This window comes from Enterobacter sp. CFEC122 (assembly GCF_052983755.1).
Genome location: NZ_JBRIQR010000024.1, coordinates 13,506 through 33,057, shown reverse-complemented (window position 1 = coordinate 33,057; position 19,552 = coordinate 13,506). Strand labels below are relative to the sequence as shown.

Here is a 19,552-nt window from a genome sequence, read left to right as displayed (position 1 = left end):
TTTCGGGAGGGGAATATTCCCGCTACGCCACTTCTGCGATGTACGCCGTCGCGCGTCGACGGTAATTCTCATAAATTCCCATCGCTAACAGCGAGAAGAAGATTGGGCCGCCGACCATCCACAGCGCGCTGTTCCAGTCGTTCGCCTCAATTACCGGCTGAATAATGGTAAAGATGTTGGCAAACGCCACCACCACCACCACCACCGTGGTCGCCAGCAGCGTTGCCGCGCGGGTTTTAAAAATCACAAACGGACGTTCAAGCTCCTGCTTCGCCTTAAAGAACGGGAACGCCAGGGTCAGGAACAGGTACGGCAGCGTCATCGACACGTTCGCCATCAGGGTCAGCTTGTTATAGAACGCCGATGCGGTATCACCGCCAAATGACACCAGCAGAATAAACACGCACACCAGCAGACACTGCATCCACATGGCGTTGGCAGGCATGCCTGCGGTATTGAGCTGGGTCATGCGTCCCGGCCACAGCGCTTTTGGCGTACCCTGGATGATCGCTTTCAGCGGCGAGTAGATCAGCGTGAAGAATGCGCCGGTATAGGCAAGGAACATCGACAGGCCGGTAATGCGCGCAAACCAGATCCCCATGGTGGCCGATGCTTCCGGCGTCAGGTGCATGGCGTTACCCAGCGTCATCCCCAGGCTTTTCATCAGCACGTAGGTAATGTTCCCGAGGTTGGTGGTGTTGTTACTCAATACCTGCTGCCAGTTGGTGCTGACGCCCCAGAGGAAAATCGCCAGTGAATAGCCGATGGAAATCACGATAGCGGCAAAAATAATCCCTTTGGCAAAGTTCTTTTCCGGGTTCTCGGTCTTGTCGACCAGCCCGCCCACCGCTTCAATACCGCCGTAGGCGAAGATGGCAAACACCACGAAGGAGAGCATGGCCAGCCCGGACTGGTAACCTGGATTAGGCGAGGAAACGAAGTTCACCTCCTGCGCAAAATGACCACCGTTCAGGCACAGAATGGCAATACTCACCAACAGCAGCACCAGGTTCAGGCACATCACGGAAATACCGCCAACGGCAGTGATACGGGCAATTTTGTTGATGCCTTTTGACGCCACCAGCGTGACCACCACCATCCAGCATACCGCCAGGATACCGACGACCTGCGTGGAGCTCAGCCCCGCCAGAGACCAGACCTGCGTTTTATCGGCACCGAAAAGAAACGTGGAGAATGGCACCCAGACTTTGGCCGCCGTGCTGACCATCCAGACGACATAAGAGGAGAACCACATAAACGTGCCGATAAAGGCATAACGCGGGCCGACGCTGTTGTTCATCCAGGAGTAGATCCCGCCCTCTTCTTTCCGGTAAGCCGAGCCCATCTCCGCCATCATCAGCGCAAACGGGATAAAGAAGAACAGAGCCGAAACGATATAAAACGGCGTCGCGCTGTAACCCATCAGATAGAACGCTGATGGGCTGTTGGCAAAGCCAAAGACTGAGGTAAATATCATCAGGATGAGCCCGGTGAGGGTCATCTTTTTGAGTGACTGGGACATAGAACCATCCGAAAAGGAATTAAACTGCGCGGATGGTAGCAGATGACCAGACTAATATTGTGGCTATAAGGGGCAAATTAAGAAAAAGACCCGCATATTAATAATATGGCAGTTTTTAATGTGGCAGGGCCAAATGACCGAGTAGGCCGGGTAAGCGACAGCGCCACCCGGCAATTCTTTAAGCGCGATCGACCGTAAAGGCAATCACATCGCCAAGCTGCTCTGCGCCCAGGGCCAGCATGACCAGACGGTCAACACCCAGCGCCACGCCGGAGCAATCTGGCAGACCTGCTTTTAATGCTTCAAGCAGATTAACATCAATAGGCTGCTGCGGCAGGCCGCGCGCGGCGCGCTTGCGGTTATCCTGCTCGAAACGTTGCGCCTGCTCGCGCGCGTCGGTCAATTCGTGGAAGCCGTTCGCCAGCTCAATGCCTTTGTAATAGACCTCAAAACGCTCTGCCACACGGTGGTCTTCGGTGCTGATCTGCGCCAGTGACGCCTGGCTTGCCGGGAAGTGATAGACAAACGTCGGACGGTCTTTGCCAATCTGCGGTTCCACGCCGAAGGTGAACAGCAGCTGCAGCAGCGTGTCGCGGTCCTCTTCGGTATCTGCCACGTTGCTCAGATCCAGTTTTGCCGCCACTTCGCGCAGCAGGGTTTTGTCCGCCGACAGCGGATCGATTTCCAGATGGCGCTGGAAGGCCTGCTGATAAGAGAGCGTTTCCGCTTCTGAGCAATCCAGAACCTGCTGAAGCAGATCGTCCACCTCATTCATCAGGCGGTACATATCATAATGCGGGCGGTACCACTCCAGCATGGTGAATTCCGGGTTGTGGTGACGACCCATCTCTTCGTTGCGGAAGCTACGGCACAGCTGATAGACCGGACCACATCCCGCCGCCAGCAGGCGTTTCATGTGGTATTCCGGGCTGGTCATCAGATACAAATTCATGCCCTGAGAGTGGCCGGGGCCAACAAAACGGGTTTCAAACGGGACCAGATGAATATCCGTTACCGTTGCCTGACTCATGCACGGGGTTTCCACCTCCAGGACGCCGCGGTCGGCAAAGAAACGGCGGATCTCCGTCATAATTGCAGCGCGTTTTAACAGATTAGGGATGGATGCGCTCGGCTCCCAGGTGGCCGTTTCGCTCATGAGTTGTTCTCCGATTTCAGACAAGGGCACGAAGTCTACTCGTTAGCAGGGACAGAGACAAATTTTGCGCAGTAAAAAAGCGCATTTCATTTAGGTGAACAATTGCGTGATGCAATTCATCAATCTCAATGATAAATCGCCGGACAGAACAGCAAAAAAATCGAACACGTCAAATTTCCCTGACATCTACACGGTTATACTGTTTTACCCATAAAGGAGCAGTGGAAACGCTTTCGCAATCGTCCTTTTGGACGGGTGAACTACCTTTAGTTTGTCGCGTTGCGAAATAACAAAAATCTGGAGGAATGTCGTGCAAACTTTTCAGGCCGATCTTGCCGTAATAGGCGCTGGCGGGGCTGGATTACGTGCTGCGATTGCTGCAGCGCAAGCTAATCCCAACGCTAAAATCGCATTGATTTCAAAAGTCTATCCAATGCGCAGCCACACGGTGGCCGCAGAAGGAGGATCCGCCGCCGTTGCGCAGGATCATGACAGCTTTGAATACCATTTCCACGACACGGTTGCAGGGGGCGACTGGCTTTGCGAGCAGGATGTCGTTGACTACTTTGTGCACCATTGTCCAACGGAGATGACCCAGCTTGAGCAGTGGGGATGTCCGTGGAGCCGCCGCCCGGACGGCAGCGTCAACGTTCGTCGCTTCGGCGGCATGAAGATCGAACGTACCTGGTTCGCCGCCGATAAGACCGGCTTCCACATGCTGCACACCCTGTTCCAGACCTCCCTTCAGTTCCCACAAATCCAGCGCTTTGATGAGCATTTCGTCCTCGACATTCTGGTGGATGATGGACACGCGCGCGGCCTGGTGGCGATGAACATGATGGAAGGCACGCTCGTCCAGATCCGCGCCAATGCGGTGGTGATGGCGACGGGCGGTGCGGGCCGTGTTTATCGTTATAACACCAACGGCGGCATCGTCACCGGCGACGGTATGGGTATGGCGCTCAGCCACGGCGTGCCGCTGCGCGATATGGAGTTCGTGCAGTATCACCCAACCGGTCTGCCGGGCTCCGGCATTCTGATGACGGAAGGCTGCCGCGGTGAAGGCGGTATCCTGGTCAACAAAAACGGCTACCGCTACCTGCAGGATTACGGCATGGGCCCGGAAACCCCGCTCGGCGAGCCGAAGAACAAGTACATGGAACTCGGCCCGCGCGACAAAGTCTCTCAGGCTTTCTGGCACGAGTGGCGCAAAGGCAACACCATCTCCACACCGCGTGGCGACGTGGTTCACCTCGACCTGCGTCACCTGGGCGAGAAAAAGCTGCTGGAACGTCTGCCGTTCATCTGCGAGCTGGCGAAAGCCTACGTCGGCGTCGATCCGGTGAAAGAGCCGATTCCAGTCCGCCCAACGGCGCACTACACCATGGGCGGGATCGAAACCGACCAGCAGTGTGAAACCCGTATTAAGGGTCTGTTCGCCGTCGGTGAATGTTCCTCCGTGGGCCTGCACGGTGCTAACCGCCTCGGCTCAAACTCGCTGGCCGAGCTGGTGGTCTTTGGCCGCATGGCGGGCGAGCGCGCGATGGAACGCGCGGCAACCGCAGGCGAAGCTAACGGTGCCGCGCTGGATGCGCAGGTCGCAGACGTTGAAAAACGCCTGAAAGATCTGGTGAACCAGGAAGGTAACGAGAACTGGTCTAAGATCCGCGACGAGATGGGCCTGTCGATGGAAGAAGGTTGCGGTATCTACCGTACCCCTGAGCTGATGCAAAAAACCGTCGATAAGCTGGCGGAACTGCAGGAGCGCTTCAAGCGCGTGCGCATCACCGACACCTCCAGCGTCTTCAACACCGACCTGCTCTATACCATCGAGCTGGGCCACGGCCTGAACGTGGCGGAATGTATGGCGCACTCTGCGCTGGCGCGTAAAGAGTCGCGTGGGGCGCATCAGCGTCTTGATGAAGGCTGTACCGAACGTGACGACGTCAACTTCCTGAAACACACTCTCGCCTGGCGCGATGCGGATGGCACCACACGTCTGGACTACAGCGACGTGAAAATCACCACGCTGCCGCCGGCTAAACGCGTGTACGGTGCAGAAGCAGAAGCCGCCGAGAAGAAGGAGAAGGCGAATGGCTGAGATGCAAAAACTGAAAGTTGAAGTGGTGCGCTACAACCCGGAAGTGGATGCCGCACCGCACAGCGCTTTCTATGAAGTTCCTTACGACGAGCAAACCTCCCTGCTGGACGCGCTCGGGTATATCAAAGACAACCTGGCGCCAGACCTGAGCTACCGCTGGTCCTGCCGCATGGCGATCTGCGGCTCCTGCGGCATGATGGTCAACAAGGTGCCGAAGCTGGCCTGTAAGACCTTCCTGCGTGACTACACCAAAGGCATCAAGGTCGAAGCCCTGGGCAACTTCCCTATCGAGCGCGATCTGGTGGTCGATATGACCCACTTTATCGAAAGCCTGGAAGCCATTAAGCCCTACATCATTGGCAACCCGCGCACGCCGGATCAGGGGCCAAACACCCAGACCCCGGCTCAGATGGCGAAATACCATCAGTTCTCCGGCTGCATTAACTGCGGTCTTTGCTACGCCGCCTGTCCGCAGTTTGGCCTGAACCCCGAGTTCATCGGCCCGGCCGCCATTACCCTGGCGCACCGCTATAACGAAGACAGCCGCGACCACGGTAAAAAAGAACGTATGGCGCAGCTTAACAGCCAGAACGGCGTCTGGACCTGTACCTTTGTGGGTTATTGCTCCGAAGTCTGTCCGAAGCACGTCGACCCGGCCGCCGCCATTCAGCAGGGTAAAGTGGAAAGCTCGAAAGACTTTCTTATCGCTACCCTGAAACCACGCTAAGGAGTGCATGATGACGACTAAACGCAAAGCCTATGTGCGGCCTGTGCCGTCCACCTGGTGGAAAAACCTGCCGTTTTATCGCTTCTACATGCTGCGTGAAGGCACAGCGGTACCGGCGGTCTGGTTCAGCCTTGAGCTGATGTACGGCATTTTTGCCCTCAAGCATGGCCCGGAAACCTGGGCCAGCTTTGTCGGTTTCCTGCAAAACCCGATCATTGTCATTCTGAACCTGATCGTGCTTGCAGCCGCGCTGCTGCATACCAAAACCTGGTTTGAACTGGCGCCAAAAGCGGCGAACATCATCGTAAAAGGCGAGAAAATGGGGCCAGAACCGGTGATTAAGGGGCTCTGGGCGGTGACGATTCTGGTCACCGTGGTCATTCTGTTTGTCGCACTGTTCTGGTAAGGAGACTACTGTGATCAATCCAAATCCAAAACGTTCTGACGAGCCGGTCTTCTGGGGCCTCTTTGGCGCAGGCGGCATGTGGAGTGCCATCATTGCCCCCGTCATCATTTTGCTGGTGGGCATTATGCTGCCGCTGGGGCTGTTCCCGGGCGATGCGCTGAGCTACGAACGCGTACTGGCGTTCGCGAGCAGCTTTATTGGTCGCGTGTTCATCTTCCTGATGATCGTCCTGCCGCTGTGGTGTGGCCTGCACCGTATTCACCATGCGATGCATGACCTGAAAATCCATGTCCCGAGCGGGAAATGGGTATTCTACGGTCTGGCGACCATCCTGACCGTGGTCACGCTGATTGCCGTGATCACTATCTGACGCCTCTGGCCCGCCATCCGGCGGGCCTTTTATTTCTGCATCTTCCCCACCAGCCATTGAGCAAACTCGCGCATTGCGGGCGTTTCTGCGCGTGACTGCAGCCTCGTGAGCCAGTAGCTACCAAGGTCAATCTGCGTCGCAAAGGGTTGCACAATGCGCTCACTGTTCAGCAGATGGGTGAACATATCGACAGGGGCAATCGCGATGCCCGTACCTGCCTGCGCGGCTTCCAGCATGGTCACGGACGAATCAAATACCATTACCCGGTGCGTCGGTGAAGGCGGGTTTTCTCCCGCGGCCTGCATCCAGGCGGTCCACTCGTCGCGCCGGTAAGAACGCAGGAGGGTAAACTTCAGGATATCGGCAGGGGTGTGCAACGCGGCTGCAATGTCAGGCGTGCAAAGCGGCGCAAGCGGTGCAGGGCAAAGAAACGTCGCTTCCGTGCCGTGCCACGCCCCACCGCCATAACGAATGGCGTAATCAAGCCCCTCGGCTGCCGGATCGACGCGATTGTTGTGCGTCGACAGCTGAAGATCGATATGCGGATAGCAGCGACGAAAGTCCGCGAGCTGCGAGAATAACACCCCGGTAGCAAAGGTACCCACCACGCCAATTTTCAGCTTCTCCTGGGCGCGCTGGCTGGCAAAGCGATCCAGCATTCCGGCAATTCGGTCGAACGAGTCATTCAGTACCGGCAGCAAATTCTCGCCTTCCGTGGTCAGCATCAGCCCACGCGAAACGCGGACGAACAGCTGGCAGTTAAGGTGCTGCTCAAGCGCCTTTACGTGCTGGCTAATCGCGGAATGGGTGACATTCAGCTCGATAGCGGCATGCGTAAAACTGAGGTGCCTGGCGGCCGCTTCGAAGGCGCGAAGCGAATTAAGCGGAAGATAGCTGCGGGTCATGGTCCCATCCGTTAGAAAAATTAACAGCTAATGCTAAATTTAACCGTTTGTCAGCCACAGTCAAATCCAACAGACTACAGCGGTCTGACGGGCCCGGACACTCCCTTGAACTGCTATTACGGAAGATAACCGATGATGACAAAATCCCTAAGCTGTGCCCTGCTGCTCAGCGTCGCCAGCGCTGCATTCGCCGCACCGATGTCCGAAACACAGCTGGCTGAGGTGGTGGAACGTACCGTTACGCCGCTGATGAACGCGCAGGCCATTCCGGGTATGGCGGTGGCGGTAATTTATCAGGGTCAGCCACACTACTTTACCTTCGGTAAAGCCGATGTTGCGGCGAACAAACCCGTCACCCCGCAAACCCTGTTTGAGCTGGGCTCTATAAGTAAAACCTTCACCGGCGTACTGGGCGGCGATGCCATTGCCCGGGGTGAAATAGCGCTGGGCGATCCGGTAGCAAAATACTGGCCTGAGCTCACGGGCAAGCAGTGGCAGGGCATTCGCATGCTGGATCTGGCAACCTATACCGCAGGCGGTCTGCCGTTACAGGTGCCGGATGAGGTCACGGATACCGCCTCTCTGCTGCGCTTTTATCAAAACTGGCAGCCGCAGTGGAAGCCGGGCACCACGCGTCTTTACGCTAACGCCAGCATCGGTCTTTTTGGTGCGCTGGCGGTTAAACCTTCCGGCATGAGCTATGAGCAGGCCATGACGACGCGGGTCTTTAAACCCCTCAAGCTGGACCATACCTGGATTAACGTCCCGAAAGCGGAAGAGGCGCATTACGCCTGGGGATACCGTGAGGGTAAAGCGGTCCACGTTTCGCGAGGGATGCTGGACGCGGAAGCCTATGGCGTAAAAACTAACGTGAAGGATATGGCGAGCTGGCTGATAGCCAACATGAAGCCGGATTCTCTTCAGGCTCCCTCACTCAAGCAAGGCATTGCTCTGGCGCAGTCTCGCTACTGGCGCGTGGGGGCCATGTATCAGGGGTTGGGCTGGGAGATGCTCAACTGGCCGGTCGATGCCAAAACCGTCGTCGGAGGCAGTGATAACAAGGTGGCGCTGGCACCATTGCCCGTGGCAGAAGTGAATCCACCCGCGCCGCCGGTCAAAGCCTCCTGGGTCCATAAAACAGGCTCGACGGGCGGGTTTGGCAGCTACGTGGCATTTATTCCTGAAAAGCAGCTCGGCATTGTGATGCTGGCGAATAAAAGCTATCCGAACCCGGCACGCGTTGAGGCGGCATACCGTATCCTCGACGCGCTGCAGTAAAACATTGCCGGGTGGCGGCTTCGCCTTACCCGGCCTACAAAACCACGGTGTGCGGCGAAATTCGCCGCACAATCTTCCGCATTTTTCCTGCTGTCATCTACACTTAACAAAAAAACAGTAAGGAAACTCCTATGCGCATTCTGCCTGTTATCGCCGCGGTGACAGCCGCGTTTTTAGTGGTTGCCTGCAGTTCCCCTACCCCGCCTCCTGGCGTCACCGTCGTCACGCCTTTTGATGCACAACGCTTCCTTGGAACATGGTATGAAATCGCGCGACTCGACCATCGGTTTGAGCAGGGTTTAGAGAAGGTCACGGCGAATTACAGTCCGATGGATGATGGCGGTATTCAGGTGATCAACCGGGGCTATAATCCCGATCGGGAGATGTGGCAGCAGTCGGTGGGAAAAGCGTACTTCACTGGCGACCCGCGACGGGCCGCGCTTAAGGTCTCTTTCTTTGGTCCGTTTTATGGCGGTTATAACGTGATAGCGCTCGACAAAGCGTATCGCCATGCGCTGGTCTGTGGGCCGGATCGCGACTACCTGTGGATACTCTCCCGCACGCCAACTATTTCACCCGAAATGAAGCAGCAGATGCTGGACGTCGCGACCCGGCAAGGGTTTGATGTATCAAAACTTATCTGGGTAAAACAGCCCCATTAGTGGGTGCTGAGCTTAAGCCCAACGATCCCGGCCACAATCAGAGCGAGGCTGGCGATACGCGCCAGACTCGCTGACTCGCCGAGTAGCAAAATGCCGGTGATGGCGGCCCCCACTGCGCCAATACCCGTCCAGACGGCATAAGCCGTTCCCACAGGCAAAGAGCGCATCGCCCAGGATAGCAGAACAATACTGACTATCATGGCGGTAACGGTAATGACGCTGGGCGTCAGGCGGGTAAATCCGTGGGTGTACTTGAGACCAATCGCCCATACCACTTCGAGCAGGCCAGCAATAAAAAGAATGATCCAGGACATGTCAGGCTCCTTAACTTAATGCAAGTTGGGGCCGTCCCCGGTGAAAGAAACGCTTACGGGTCGTCCCGTAAGGCAGAGATTACGCCACCTATTGTGGTTAGCGTGCTATTTTTTTTCAATCCTTTTTTGCTGAACACGTTAAGGCAAGAAATAGCCGCAGTATGGCGCGGAGTTCCGGCTTTTAGCACTCATCCGACTTCTCTATGATGATGTGCTTTCTGATGGCAGGAAGCCAAACCACTAGCCGACTGCGAATAAAATATGTTCAAAATTCTTTTGATTGACCGTTGTCACTTCACCCGCGCGGGGTTTGAAGCATGGCTCAATCATTCCGGTTTGTTCCCGGGACACTACGTTGTGACCGGGCTGAATAATCTGTTTCTTGCCAGAGAACACATTCTGCAATGGAAACCGACGCTGGTTATCGCTGACCTGTACGGCTTCAGGCAGGATATTCACCATTTTCAGCAGCTCTCTTCCCTGCTTAACGCCAGTGAACGATTACCGTTTATTTTGCTGCAGTCGGGAGAGGACAGCGGCATGACCGACTGGCTTGGGAAGTTTCCGGTCTGGTCGTCGCTGTTGAAAAACGCCAGTCTCGAAGAGGTGGCAACGGTTATCAACGACGCGCTAATTTCGCGCGCCAGCGCTGACAGACCAACGGCGGCGGCTCCCTTGCTGACCCGACAGGAAGAGAAGGTGCTGACGTTATGGATGGACGGCGCGAGCAATCAAAAAATTGCCGCTCACCTGAGCATCAACGGAAAAACGGTTTATACCTATAAACGCAATATCCGCATGAAATTACATATGGATACGCGTTTTTCTCCGTTCTTATCCCTGCAGGAATCAGAAAGCTGACGGTACGAAACCCGGCTGGTCCCGTACCGTTTATTCATTACTGCTGAGCTTTTGTTGCCGCACCAGAGATTGCGCTACCACCTTCAGAAATATCCTGACCGACGCCACGCGTGGTATTACAGGCCGTTAACACTGAAGAAAGTACCAGGACTGAAAAGATCGCTGCAATTGTCTTCTTAACCATAATATCTTCCTTTTATAGCCAAAGTTGTTTTGTGTATAGCAACTTAAGAATAGACAAAATCCCGCCGGTTGACGGAAGAGGAAGCATTTTTAGGAAAATTAGACGAACTTAGCTGGCGGCGTGAGAAATGATATGACCCAGATCCTGGATATCTTGTCCCATTCCACGCGTGGTGTTACAGCCAGAAAGCAATGCACTGGAGAGCGCTAACAGAAGCAGAATTTTAACGGTACGTTTCATCATCCCTGCCTGCAAAAAATCGGGCGCAGCGGGCGCTGCGCCTTCAATCATACGTAAATTACTTCACGCGGGATACGTATTCGCCGGAGCGGGTATCCACTTTGATCACTTCGCCAGTCTGTACGAACAGTGGCACTTTCACCACTGCGCCGGTAGACAGTTTGGCTGGCTTACCGCCGGTACCTGCAGTATCACCCTTCAGACCTGGATCGGTTTCAACGATTTCCAGTTCTACGAAGTTTGGTGGGGTCACTGCGATAGGCTGGCCGTTCCACAGGGTCACGATGCACTCAGCCTGATCCAGCAGCCATTTAGCGCTGTCACCTACCGCTTTCTCATCAGCAGACAGCTGTTCGAAAGTGGAGTTGTTCATGAAATGCCAGAACTCGCCATCGTTGTACAGATAGGTCAGGTTCATATCAACAACATCAGCGCCTTCAGCAGAGTCAGTAGACTTGAAGGTTTTCTCAACACGGGTACCGGTCAGCAGACGGCGCAGCTTAACGCGTGCGAATGCCTGGCCTTTACCTGGTTTAACGAATTCGCTGGCTTCAACCGCGTACGGTTCGCCGTCCATCATGATTTTAAGACCAGCACGAAAATCGTTGCTATAGTACGTTGCCATAAGGCCCTCTAAATTTGTTAACTGGTAGCTAAGCCACAAAATGGCGCATATTGTAACCCTAAACACCCCGTCCAGAGAAGATTGGTTATCGCAACTTGCCGATGTAATCACCAGTCCTGATGAATTGCTGCGTCTTTTAGACCTCGATCAGCACCCAGAGTTGCTTGCAGGCCGCGAGGCAAAGCGCCTTTTCGCCCTGCGCGTTCCCCGTGCGTTTGTGGCGCGGATGGAGAAAGGCAACCCCGACGATCCGCTATTAAAACAAACGCTTACTTCGCAGGATGAATTCATTACTGCGCCGGGATACAGCACCGATCCGCTGGAAGAGCAGAACAGCGTGGTGCCGGGTTTACTGCACAAGTATCTCAACCGCGCCCTGCTGCTGGTAAAAGGCGGCTGTGCGGTAAATTGTCGTTATTGCTTCCGTCGGCACTTCCCCTATGCCGAAAACCAGGGCAATAAACGCAACTGGAAGGTCGCGCTGGACTATATCGCCGCCCATCCGGAGCTGGATGAGATTATTTTTTCCGGCGGTGACCCGTTGATGGCGAAAGATCATGAGCTGGACTGGCTGCTGACTCAGCTTGAAGCCATCCCGCACATTAAGCGCCTGCGCATTCATAGCCGCTTACCGATTGTTATTCCGGCACGTATCACCGACGGCCTTGTGGCACGCCTGGAGCAATCTCGCCTGCAGGTGCTGCTGGTGAATCATATTAATCACGCGAACGAAATTGACGATGCGTTTCGCGCGGCGATGGCGCGACTGCGTAAAGCGGGCGTGACGCTGCTGAACCAGAGCGTGCTGCTGCGCGGCGTGAATGATAGCGCCCGCGTGCTGGCCGATCTGAGCAATGCCCTGTTTGATGCGGGCGTGATGCCGTATTACCTGCACGTGCTGGATCGCGTTCAGGGCGCGGCGCATTTCATGGTGACGGATGAAGAAGCCCGGCAGATTATGCGCGAACTGTTAACGCTGGTTTCAGGCTATATGGTGCCGAAGCTGGCACGCGAGATTGGCGGAGAGCCGAGCAAGACGCCGCTCGATTTGCAGCTGCGGCAGCACTAAAAAGGCAGGTGGCGCTACGCTTACCCGCCCTACAGGGCCGGGCGCAGCGCCATTAGCACATTACATCAGTTCGGGCACTTATAGACCTGGCCCGTCATCTGGCTGGCGGTCGGCACGAAGCTGGACAGCATACTCTGCGTTGGGCTACTTACGCCGTAAATCACGTTGCCGCCCATTGCCGCAGCCTGATTACGCAGGGCATTCGCCGCTCCGCGCATAGAACCGCCTTCCTCACCGTGCTGACCCGACATCCAGTTACTTTGTTCACCGGTTGCCGTGCCTAACAGCTGGCATTCACTGCCAGGCTTATCTTCCACAAAGCGAACGCCCTGGCCCGCTGCCGACAGCTCATTGCTGGAGCTACAACCCGCCAGCAGCAGTGCTGCCCCTACAATCCCTGCACAGACTTTTACGCGCATGTTATTCCTCGTTTTCAATAAGCTGGACAGTAATTGTCCGTGTGTAAATCTTATACCTAAAAGATGACTAAAAGAAAAACCCCCGCGCATTTCTGCGAGCCAGATTCCGCGAGGCACTCCTCCGACATCTTAAATGAATTCTGATAATAACCTTTGGGATATCGTGTTTTAGCCCCCGATCGTTTTTAGTGATGCAACGTACAACTTTTGTACGCGACTAAAAAAGGAGGTTTTATGAGTGCATCATCCTCAGGAGAGGAAAAAGTGACATGGGTGGGTTATGTGGCGTTTGTACTTACCATCGTTTTTTTCTCGGGCTTTTTCGCCAAAAGTACCGAATGGTGGCGCGTGCTGGATTTTACCGTCTTAAACGGCAGCTTTGGCCCGGTCAACGGCGCTCTGACGTTTCGCGGAACGGGCGGAACGGGGGCGAAAGACGGTTTCCTCTTTGCCCTTGAGCTGGCTCCCTCGGTCATTTTATCGCTTGGTATCATCGCCGTCACCGAAGGTCTGGGCGGGTTACGTGCCGCACAGCAGCTTATGACCCCCATTTTACGTCCGCTGCTGGGTGTGCCGGGCGTTTGCTCCCTGGCGCTGATAGCCAACCTGCAAAACACCGATGCGGCGGCAGGGATGACCAAAGAGTTAACCGATGAAGGCGCGATTACGGATCAGGAGCGCGCTATTTTCGCCACCTTCCAAACCAGCGGTAGCGCCATCATTACCAACTATTTTTCTTCCGGTGCCGCGCTCTTCACCGTTATCACCATCCCGGTGATTACGCCGCTGGCCGTTATTCTGGTGTTTAAATTCGTTGGTGCGAACGTCCTGCGCCTGTGGATCGCCCACATGGAAAATCGTCGTCTTCAGGAGGAAGAACATGATCGCCCAGCCGCGTAAAAATATCATGGATCTGTTTATTGACGGCGCCCGGCGCGGCTTTACCATCGCCACCACCAGCCTCTTGCCGAACGTCGTCATGGCGTTTGTCATCATTCAGGCGCTCAAGGTCACCGGCCTGCTGGATATTGTCGGCAAGATATGCGAGCCAATTATGGCGCTGTGGGGCCTTCCGGGTGCGGCGGCAACGGTTCTTTTGGCCTCGGTGATGAGTATGGGCGGCGGCGTGGGCGTCTGCGCCAGCCTGGTCGCCGCCGGCACGCTTAACGGCCACGATGCCACCATCCTGCTGCCCGCCATCTATCTAATGGGCAATCCGGTGCAAAACACCGGCCGCTGCCTGGGTACCGCCGGCGTAAACCCGAAATATTATCCGCATATTATTACTCTTTGTGTCATTAATGCCCTGCTCTCAATGTGGGTGATGCAGCTACTCTTCTGAGGAGATAAAAATGGATTTTTCAGTGCTGAAACCCCACCTTTTCCGCAACGCACATCTCTACGCCCCGGAGGATAAGGGACATTGCGATCTGCTGATCGCTGCGGGAAAAATCGTGGCGATCGAAAAAGCGAACCACGGAACAACGAGGCCAGACTGCCCGGAAAGCGATCTGGCTGGGGCGGTGGTTTGCCCGGGGTTTATTGACCAGCATGTGCATTTGATCGGTGGCGGCGGTGAGGCGGGCCCTCACACCCGCACGCCAGAAGTTCGCCTGTCTGCACTCGTTGCCGCAGGCATCACCTCGGTTGTTGGCCTGCTAGGCACCGACGGCGTGACCCGGCATCCTGAATCGCTGCTGGCAAAAACGCGGGCCCTTGAACATGAAGGGATCAGCGCATGGATGCTGACGGGGGCGTACGGGCTGCCTTCGCCGACCATCATCGGCAGTGTCGAAAAAGACGTGGCGCTGATTGATAAAATCATTGGCGTGAAATGCGCGATCTCTGACCATCGTTCTTCCGCGCCAGCCGAGGACCAGCTCGCCAGTATGGCTGCCCAGTCACGCGTAGGCGGGCTGTTGGGTGCCAAAGCGGGTATTTCCGTGTTTCACCTCGGCAACAGCCCAAAGCTGCTGGAGCCGCTATTTAGCATCCTGAATAACGCCGACGTTCCCCGCGTGAAACTGCTGCCAACGCACGTAAACCGCGCCCGGGCGCTGTTCCTTGCCGCGCTGAGCTATGCCCGCGAAGGCGGCTTTATCGACATCACGACCAGCATCAGTGAACCGATTGACGCCGCCAGCGCCATCGTGATGGCCCGCGAGGCGCAGGTGCCGTTTAACCGGCTTACGCTCAGTTCGGACGGCAACGGCAGCCAGCCGAAATTTGATGAGAGCGGCAATCTGGTGGGTATGGGCGTGGCGGGGTTCGAATCCCTGCTCGAAACGTTGCAGCAGCTGGTCAGCCGGCATCAGCTGCCGCTGGAAGAGGCGCTTCTTCCCTTTACGCGAAACGTGGCGGCGTTTCTCGGGCTGGAGCATAAGGGACGGCTCGCGCCCGGATGCGACGCGGATTTCCTGGTACTGACGGACGATCTGAAGATTCGCGAGGTCTGGGCCAAAGGCCGCCAGATGGTGCGTGAAGGTGCCGTGTGCGTCAAAGGGACTTTCGAATAGCACGCAATAAAAAACCCCGGGCATTTCTGCCCGGGGTTCGTTCTGAGAGGTTCAGAACAACATGATTACATCATGCCGCCCATTCCACCCATGCCGCCCATGCCAGCAGCACCTAAGTCAGGCGCATCGCCTTTAGGCAGGTCGGTCACCATGCACTCGGTGGTGATCATCAGACCAGCAACAGAGGCCGCGTACTGCAGAGCAGAACGGGTCACTTTAGTTGGGTCCAGGATACCGAAGTCGATCATGTTGCCGTATTCTTCAGTTGCCGCGTTGTAACCGTAGTTACCTTCGCCCGCTTTAACCTTGTTTGCTACCACAGATGGCTCTTCACCGGCGTTAGACACGATCTGACGCAGAGGCGCTTCCATTGCGCGCAGCGCAACTTTGATACCCACGTTCTGGTCTTCGTTCTGAGCGGTCAGGCCAGCCAGTTTAGCGGCAACGCGCACCAGCGCAACGCCACCACCCGCAACCACGCCTTCTTCTACCGCAGCACGGGTCGCGTGCAGGGCATCGTCAACGCGCGCTTTTTTCTCTTTCATTTCAACTTCGGTCGCAGCACCGACTTTGATTACCGCAACGCCGCCTGCCAGTTTCGCTACGCGCTCCTGCAGTTTTTCACGGTCGTAATCGGAAGTCGCTTCTTCGATCTGCTTACGGATCTGACCTACGCGGCCCTGAATAGCGGCTTCTTCACCCACGCCATCGATGATGGTGGTGGTGTCTTTGTTGATCACAACGCGTTTCGCCTGGCCCAGGTCTTCCAGGGTCGCTTTTTCCAGCTCCATACCGATCTCTTCAGAGATGACGGTACCGCCGGTCAGGGTAGCGATATCCTGCAGCATCGCTTTACGACGATCGCCGAAGCCAGGTGCTTTAACCGCAGCCACTTTCACGATGCCGCGCATGGTGTTAACCACCAGGGTCGCCAGCGCTTCGCCTTCAACATCTTCAGCGATGATAACCAGCGGTTTGCCTGCTTTCGCAACGGCTTCCAGCACTGGCAGCATTTCGCGGATGTTGGAGATTTTTTTGTCAGCCAGCAGGATGAACGGGCTTTCCAGCTCAACAGCGCCAGTCTCTGGCTTGTTGATGAAGTATGGGGACAGGTAACCGCGGTCGAACTGCATACCTTCAACCACGTCCAGTTCGTCTTCCAGACCGGTACCGTCTTCAACGGTGATTACGCCTTCTTTACCGACTTTGTCCATCGCTTCCGCGATCAGTTTACCTACGGTTTCGTCGGAGTTAGCGGAGATGGTACCAACCTGAGCAATCGCTTTAGAGTCAGAGCACGGTACGGACAGCGCTTTCAGTTCTTCCACAGCGGAGGCGACAGCTTTGTCGATACCACGTTTCAGATCCATTGGGTTCATGCCCGCCGCAACGGCTTTCAGACCTTCGGTGATGATGGCCTGCGCCAGAACGGTCGCGGTGGTGGTACCGTCGCCTGCAGCGTCGTTCGCTTTAGAGGCCACTTCTTTCACCATCTGCGCACCCATGTTTTCGAACTTGTCTTCCAGCTCGATTTCACGTGCTACGGAAACACCGTCTTTGGTGATGGTTGGCGCGCCGAAGGATTTATCCAGCACTACGTTACGGCCTTTCGGGCCCAGGGTCACTTTAACTGCATCTGCCAGTACGTTTACGCCGCGGAGCATTTTTACACGAGCGTCGTTACCGAATTTTACGTCTTTAGCTGCCATGTTCTTATTTCCTCAAATTCTCGTGCGTAAATTACGCTTCAACAATTGCCAGAATGTCGCTCTCGGACATGATCAACACTTCTTCATTGTCGATCTTCTCGGATTTCACGCCGTAGCCATCGTTGAAAATTACGATGTCACCAACTTTAACGTCCAGTGGCTGCACAGTTCCGTTTTCCAGGATGCGGCCCTTACCGACAGCGATGATTTCGCCACGCGTTGATTTGGCTGCTGCAGAACCGGTCAGAACGATGCCGCCAGCAGACTTGGTTTCAACTTCTTTACGTTTGACGATCACACGATCATGTAACGGACGAATACTCATTGATAGCTCTCCTTTGAGAAAGTCATTATCAGTTATGGATGACGCCGGCCCGCATGCGGTTTTCCGACTAGTGCCCTGAGAGATGGGGATAGCTTTTTACCCCTTCAAGGGGGAGTTGAAAAAAAATTTTGCGAAAGTGTTACCATCGCCTCTCTTTTGGAATTGGCAGGACGATGTCAATGAGTGGACTCAAGCAGGAGTTGGGGCTGGCGCAGGGGGTCGGCCTGCTCTCAACCTCCTTATTAGGGACGGGCGTGTTCGCCGTACCTGCACTGGCGGCACTGGTAGCCGGAAATAACAGTCTGTGGGCGTGGCCCGTTCTGATTGTATTGGTTTTCCCGATTGCCATTGTGTTTGCCATCCTGGGGCGGCATTTCCCCAGCGCGGGCGGCGTGGCGCATTTTGTCGGGCTGGCATTTGGCCCGCGACTGGAGCGTGTGACCGGCTGGCTGTTTCTCTCCGTTATTCCGGTTGGGCTTCCTGCGGCGCTGCACATTGCAACCGGCTTTGGCCAGGCGCTGTTTGGCTGGCATGACGAGCAGTTGCTGTTGGCCGAACTGGGTACGCTGGCTATCGTCTGGTGGGTGGGTTCACGCGGAGCCCGCTCCAGCGCCAACCTGCAGACACTGGTTGCGGTGCTGATTGTCGCGCTCGTTGCCGCTATCTGGTGGGCGGGCGATATCACCGTAAAAGAGATTCCCTTCCCGGCCGTGACAGACGTCGACCACTCACAGCTTTTTGCCGCGCTCTCCGTCATGTTCTGGTGTTTTGTCGGTCTGGAAGCCTTTGCCCATCTGGCGTCGGAATTTAAGCAGCCTGAACGTGATTTCCCCCGCGCACTGATGATCGGCCTGCTGCTGGCAGGCACGGTGTACTGGGCGTGTACTGTGCTGGTGTTGCACTTCAAGGCTTTCGGAGCCGATCTCGCCGCCGCGGCATCGCTGCCGGGTATTGTGGTTGAACTGTTTGGTGTGAAGGCGCTGTGGATCGCCTGCGTTATCGGCTATCTGGCCTGTTTTGCTAGCCTTAACATTTATATCCAGAGCTTTGCCCGTCTGGTGTGGTCTCAGGCGCTTTACAGACCTGATAACCGCCTCGCACGGCTGTCTAAACGCCAGCTGCCGCTGAATGCCCTGAATGCCGTACTGGGCTGCTGCGTGGTGAGTACGCTGTGCATTTACGCCCTGAAGGTCAATCTGGATACGCTGCTCGTCTACGCCAACGGCATTTTAATCATGATCTACCTGCTGTGTATGCTGGCGGGATGCCGTTTGCTGAAAGGCCGTTATAAAGCACTGGCGCTTGTCGGGGGGCTACTGTGCCTGCTGTTGCTGGCAATGGTGGGATGGAAGAGCGTGTATGCCATCGTCATGCTGGCGGTGTTGTGGCTGGCGCTTTAGTAGGCCCGGTAAGCGAAGCGCCACCGGGCAACAAAATCACCGATCGTCTTTGTGATCCAGACGGTCGTGCTGTTCATCCTTACGCTGATATTCCCCTTCAAACGTGTCGCCTGGCCCGGTGCTGAACCCACCGCCCGGCATACGGCTAAAGCGCAGATGCGGCAGCAGCTTCATGGTCAGGTGCTTTTGCACCGGCGGCAGAAGCAGCAGAAGGCCGAGGAAGTCGGTAAAGAACCCAGGCAGAATCAGCAGCAGCCCCGCAATAATCAACGACACGCTTTTGATCATCTCTTCCGCCGGGCTTTCGCCTGCGGCCATCTTTTGCTGCATTATCAGGAAATTTTTGAAACCCTGATTACGCACCAGCGACATGCCGATGACGGAGGTGAAAATCACCAGAATCAGCGTCAGCAGGACGCCCAGCACATGGGCAACCTGGATGAAAATGGAAATCTCAATGTAAACATAGAGAAAGAAAGCAATAAACGGTATCCAGCGCACTGGCATCTCCTGTGTGGCAGAGGCCATCGGCCCCTGTCTGAATGTGTTCGCGACGCGCGTTTGTATGAGATGGTGACGGTTAGCGAAAATTCAATCAGTTTGCACGGATATTTTTTTTGGAAATATTAAAGCGGTGACCCATTTCACAGATTAATAATTATCATGGAATCGGCTCGATAATAAGTGATCCAGCTTACGGCAATTCGCTATCATCAGCATATGATCTCGAGCATCTGGCTGATTGAGGGAATAATCGTCGGTC

At 55.6% G+C, this 19,552-nt stretch carries 23 protein-coding genes; 12 read left to right on the top strand and 11 right to left on the bottom strand.

From position 1 onward, the window contains the following. Nucleotides 1–22: 22 nt before the first annotated feature. On the bottom strand, nucleotides 23–1,522 hold the full coding sequence (gene yjeM / locus ACVCAM_RS16880) for a glutamate/gamma-aminobutyrate family transporter YjeM (protein ID WP_025911885.1): 1,500 nt from the start codon (nucleotides 1,520–1,522) through the stop codon (nucleotides 23–25). Between the two features lie 178 nt (nucleotides 1,523–1,700). Beyond that, entirely contained in the window at nucleotides 1,701–2,678 is a 978-nt protein-coding gene (gene epmA / locus ACVCAM_RS16875; RefSeq protein ID WP_008502931.1) for an elongation factor P--(R)-beta-lysine ligase, read from the bottom strand. Nucleotides 2,679–2,988: 310 nt separating this feature from the next. On the opposite strand from epmA, the gene frdA reads away from it, so the two are divergent. The 4 genes from frdA to frdD are packed head-to-tail and all read left to right on the top strand — an operon-like array spanning nucleotide 2,989 to nucleotide 6,282. After that, the gene (frdA, locus tag ACVCAM_RS16870; protein ID WP_008502932.1) at nucleotides 2,989–4,779 is read left to right on the top strand and encodes a fumarate reductase (quinol) flavoprotein subunit; all 1,791 of its coding nucleotides are present in this window, start codon (nucleotides 2,989–2,991) and stop codon (nucleotides 4,777–4,779) included. Further along, a complete protein-coding gene (locus tag ACVCAM_RS16865; protein ID WP_003855955.1) occupies nucleotides 4,772–5,506 on the top strand; it encodes a succinate dehydrogenase/fumarate reductase iron-sulfur subunit in 735 nt (244 codons plus the stop codon). The genes frdA and ACVCAM_RS16865 overlap by 8 nt, the downstream gene beginning before the upstream one ends. 10 nt (nucleotides 5,507–5,516) lie before the next feature. Beyond that, nucleotides 5,517–5,912 (top strand): fumarate reductase subunit FrdC, encoded by a 396-nt coding sequence (frdC, locus tag ACVCAM_RS16860; protein ID WP_025911882.1) that lies wholly within the window; start codon nucleotides 5,517–5,519, stop codon nucleotides 5,910–5,912. 10 nt (nucleotides 5,913–5,922) lie between these two features. Continuing rightward, nucleotides 5,923–6,282, top strand: a complete 360-nt coding sequence (gene frdD, locus ACVCAM_RS16855) for a fumarate reductase subunit FrdD (RefSeq protein ID WP_008502934.1) — start codon at nucleotides 5,923–5,925, stop codon at nucleotides 6,280–6,282. 29 nt (nucleotides 6,283–6,311) lie between these two features. On the opposite strand, the gene ampR is transcribed toward frdD, so the two are convergent. Beyond that, nucleotides 6,312–7,187, bottom strand: coding sequence for a LysR family transcriptional regulator AmpR (gene ampR / locus ACVCAM_RS16850; RefSeq protein WP_023293463.1), 876 nt, complete (start codon nucleotides 7,185–7,187; stop codon nucleotides 6,312–6,314). Nucleotides 7,188–7,319: 132 nt separating this feature from the next. Between ampR and blaMIR the strand changes: the two genes are divergently transcribed. Together blaMIR and ACVCAM_RS16840 are read left to right on the top strand one after the other, a co-directional pair. Further along, a complete protein-coding gene (gene blaMIR / locus ACVCAM_RS16845; protein WP_025911878.1) occupies nucleotides 7,320–8,465 on the top strand; it encodes an MIR family cephalosporin-hydrolyzing class C beta-lactamase in 1,146 nt (381 codons plus the stop codon). 131 nt (nucleotides 8,466–8,596) lie between these two features. Further along, nucleotides 8,597–9,127, top strand: a complete 531-nt coding sequence (locus ACVCAM_RS16840; protein WP_021240724.1) for a lipocalin family protein — start codon at nucleotides 8,597–8,599, stop codon at nucleotides 9,125–9,127. Here ACVCAM_RS16840 and sugE read toward each other — a convergent pair. After that, nucleotides 9,124–9,441 carry a quaternary ammonium compound efflux SMR transporter SugE gene (sugE, locus tag ACVCAM_RS16835; protein WP_008502938.1) on the bottom strand — a complete coding sequence of 106 codons (318 nt, stop codon included), beginning with the start codon at nucleotides 9,439–9,441 and terminating at the stop codon, nucleotides 9,124–9,126. The genes ACVCAM_RS16840 and sugE overlap by 4 nt on opposite strands. Nucleotides 9,442–9,702: 261 nt before the next feature. Between sugE and ACVCAM_RS16830 the strand changes: the two genes are divergently transcribed. Beyond that, nucleotides 9,703–10,302 (top strand): helix-turn-helix transcriptional regulator, encoded by a 600-nt coding sequence (locus ACVCAM_RS16830; protein ID WP_021240725.1) that lies wholly within the window; start codon nucleotides 9,703–9,705, stop codon nucleotides 10,300–10,302. A 37-nt stretch (nucleotides 10,303–10,339) separates the two neighbouring features. On the opposite strand, the gene ecnB is transcribed toward ACVCAM_RS16830, so the two are convergent. The 3 genes from ecnB to efp all read right to left on the bottom strand — a co-directional run bounded on the left by ecnB (nucleotide 10,340) and on the right by efp (nucleotide 11,351). Then, nucleotides 10,340–10,486: a lipoprotein toxin entericidin B gene (ecnB, locus tag ACVCAM_RS16825; protein ID WP_003025482.1), complete on the bottom strand. Its 147-nt coding sequence runs from the start codon at nucleotides 10,484–10,486 to the stop codon at nucleotides 10,340–10,342. A gap of 108 nt (nucleotides 10,487–10,594) precedes the next feature. Further along, entirely contained in the window at nucleotides 10,595–10,726 is a 132-nt protein-coding gene (locus tag ACVCAM_RS16820) for an entericidin A/B family lipoprotein (protein ID WP_024907352.1), read from the bottom strand. A 58-nt stretch (nucleotides 10,727–10,784) separates the two neighbouring features. Beyond that, on the bottom strand, nucleotides 10,785–11,351 hold the full coding sequence (gene efp / locus ACVCAM_RS16815) for an elongation factor P (RefSeq protein WP_008502940.1): 567 nt from the start codon (nucleotides 11,349–11,351) through the stop codon (nucleotides 10,785–10,787). A gap of 40 nt (nucleotides 11,352–11,391) precedes the next feature. Between efp and epmB the strand changes: the two genes are divergently transcribed. Beyond that, the gene (gene epmB, locus ACVCAM_RS16810; RefSeq protein WP_407222989.1) at nucleotides 11,392–12,420 is read left to right on the top strand and encodes an EF-P beta-lysylation protein EpmB; all 1,029 of its coding nucleotides are present in this window, start codon (nucleotides 11,392–11,394) and stop codon (nucleotides 12,418–12,420) included. Between the two features lie 65 nt (nucleotides 12,421–12,485). Here the strand turns inward: epmB and ACVCAM_RS16805 are convergent, their stop codons facing one another. After that, nucleotides 12,486–12,839 (bottom strand): DUF4156 domain-containing protein, encoded by a 354-nt coding sequence (locus ACVCAM_RS16805; protein ID WP_008502942.1) that lies wholly within the window; start codon nucleotides 12,837–12,839, stop codon nucleotides 12,486–12,488. 234 nt (nucleotides 12,840–13,073) lie between these two features. On the opposite strand from ACVCAM_RS16805, the gene ACVCAM_RS16800 reads away from it, so the two are divergent. The 3 genes from ACVCAM_RS16800 to iadA are packed head-to-tail and all read left to right on the top strand — an operon-like array spanning nucleotide 13,074 to nucleotide 15,355. Beyond that, the gene (locus ACVCAM_RS16800) at nucleotides 13,074–13,739 is read left to right on the top strand and encodes a nucleoside recognition domain-containing protein (RefSeq protein ID WP_025911870.1); all 666 of its coding nucleotides are present in this window, start codon (nucleotides 13,074–13,076) and stop codon (nucleotides 13,737–13,739) included. Next, a complete protein-coding gene (locus ACVCAM_RS16795; RefSeq protein WP_008502944.1) occupies nucleotides 13,720–14,181 on the top strand; it encodes a YjiG family protein in 462 nt (153 codons plus the stop codon). The genes ACVCAM_RS16800 and ACVCAM_RS16795 overlap by 20 nt, the downstream gene beginning before the upstream one ends. A 10-nt stretch (nucleotides 14,182–14,191) precedes the next feature. Then, nucleotides 14,192–15,355 carry a beta-aspartyl-peptidase gene (gene iadA, locus ACVCAM_RS16790; protein WP_025911868.1) on the top strand — a complete coding sequence of 388 codons (1,164 nt, stop codon included), beginning with the start codon at nucleotides 14,192–14,194 and terminating at the stop codon, nucleotides 15,353–15,355. A gap of 65 nt (nucleotides 15,356–15,420) precedes the next feature. Here iadA and groL read toward each other — a convergent pair whose 3' ends face one another. Together groL and ACVCAM_RS16780 are read right to left on the bottom strand one after the other, a co-directional pair. After that, nucleotides 15,421–17,064: a chaperonin GroEL gene (gene groL, locus ACVCAM_RS16785; protein WP_008502946.1), complete on the bottom strand. Its 1,644-nt coding sequence runs from the start codon at nucleotides 17,062–17,064 to the stop codon at nucleotides 15,421–15,423. 31 nt (nucleotides 17,065–17,095) lie between these two features. Beyond that, nucleotides 17,096–17,389 (bottom strand): co-chaperone GroES, encoded by a 294-nt coding sequence (locus ACVCAM_RS16780; RefSeq protein ID WP_003855929.1) that lies wholly within the window; start codon nucleotides 17,387–17,389, stop codon nucleotides 17,096–17,098. A gap of 179 nt (nucleotides 17,390–17,568) precedes the next feature. Here ACVCAM_RS16780 and yjeH point away from each other — a divergent pair, with 179 nt between their 5' ends. Then, nucleotides 17,569–18,789, top strand: coding sequence for an L-methionine/branched-chain amino acid transporter (gene yjeH / locus ACVCAM_RS16775; RefSeq protein WP_407222988.1), 1,221 nt, complete (start codon nucleotides 17,569–17,571; stop codon nucleotides 18,787–18,789). Between the two features lie 36 nt (nucleotides 18,790–18,825). Here the strand turns inward: yjeH and ACVCAM_RS16770 are convergent, their stop codons facing one another. Next, nucleotides 18,826–19,290, bottom strand: a complete 465-nt coding sequence (locus ACVCAM_RS16770; RefSeq protein WP_023616652.1) for an FxsA family protein — start codon at nucleotides 19,288–19,290, stop codon at nucleotides 18,826–18,828. Between the last annotated feature and the right edge of the window lie 262 nt (nucleotides 19,291–19,552).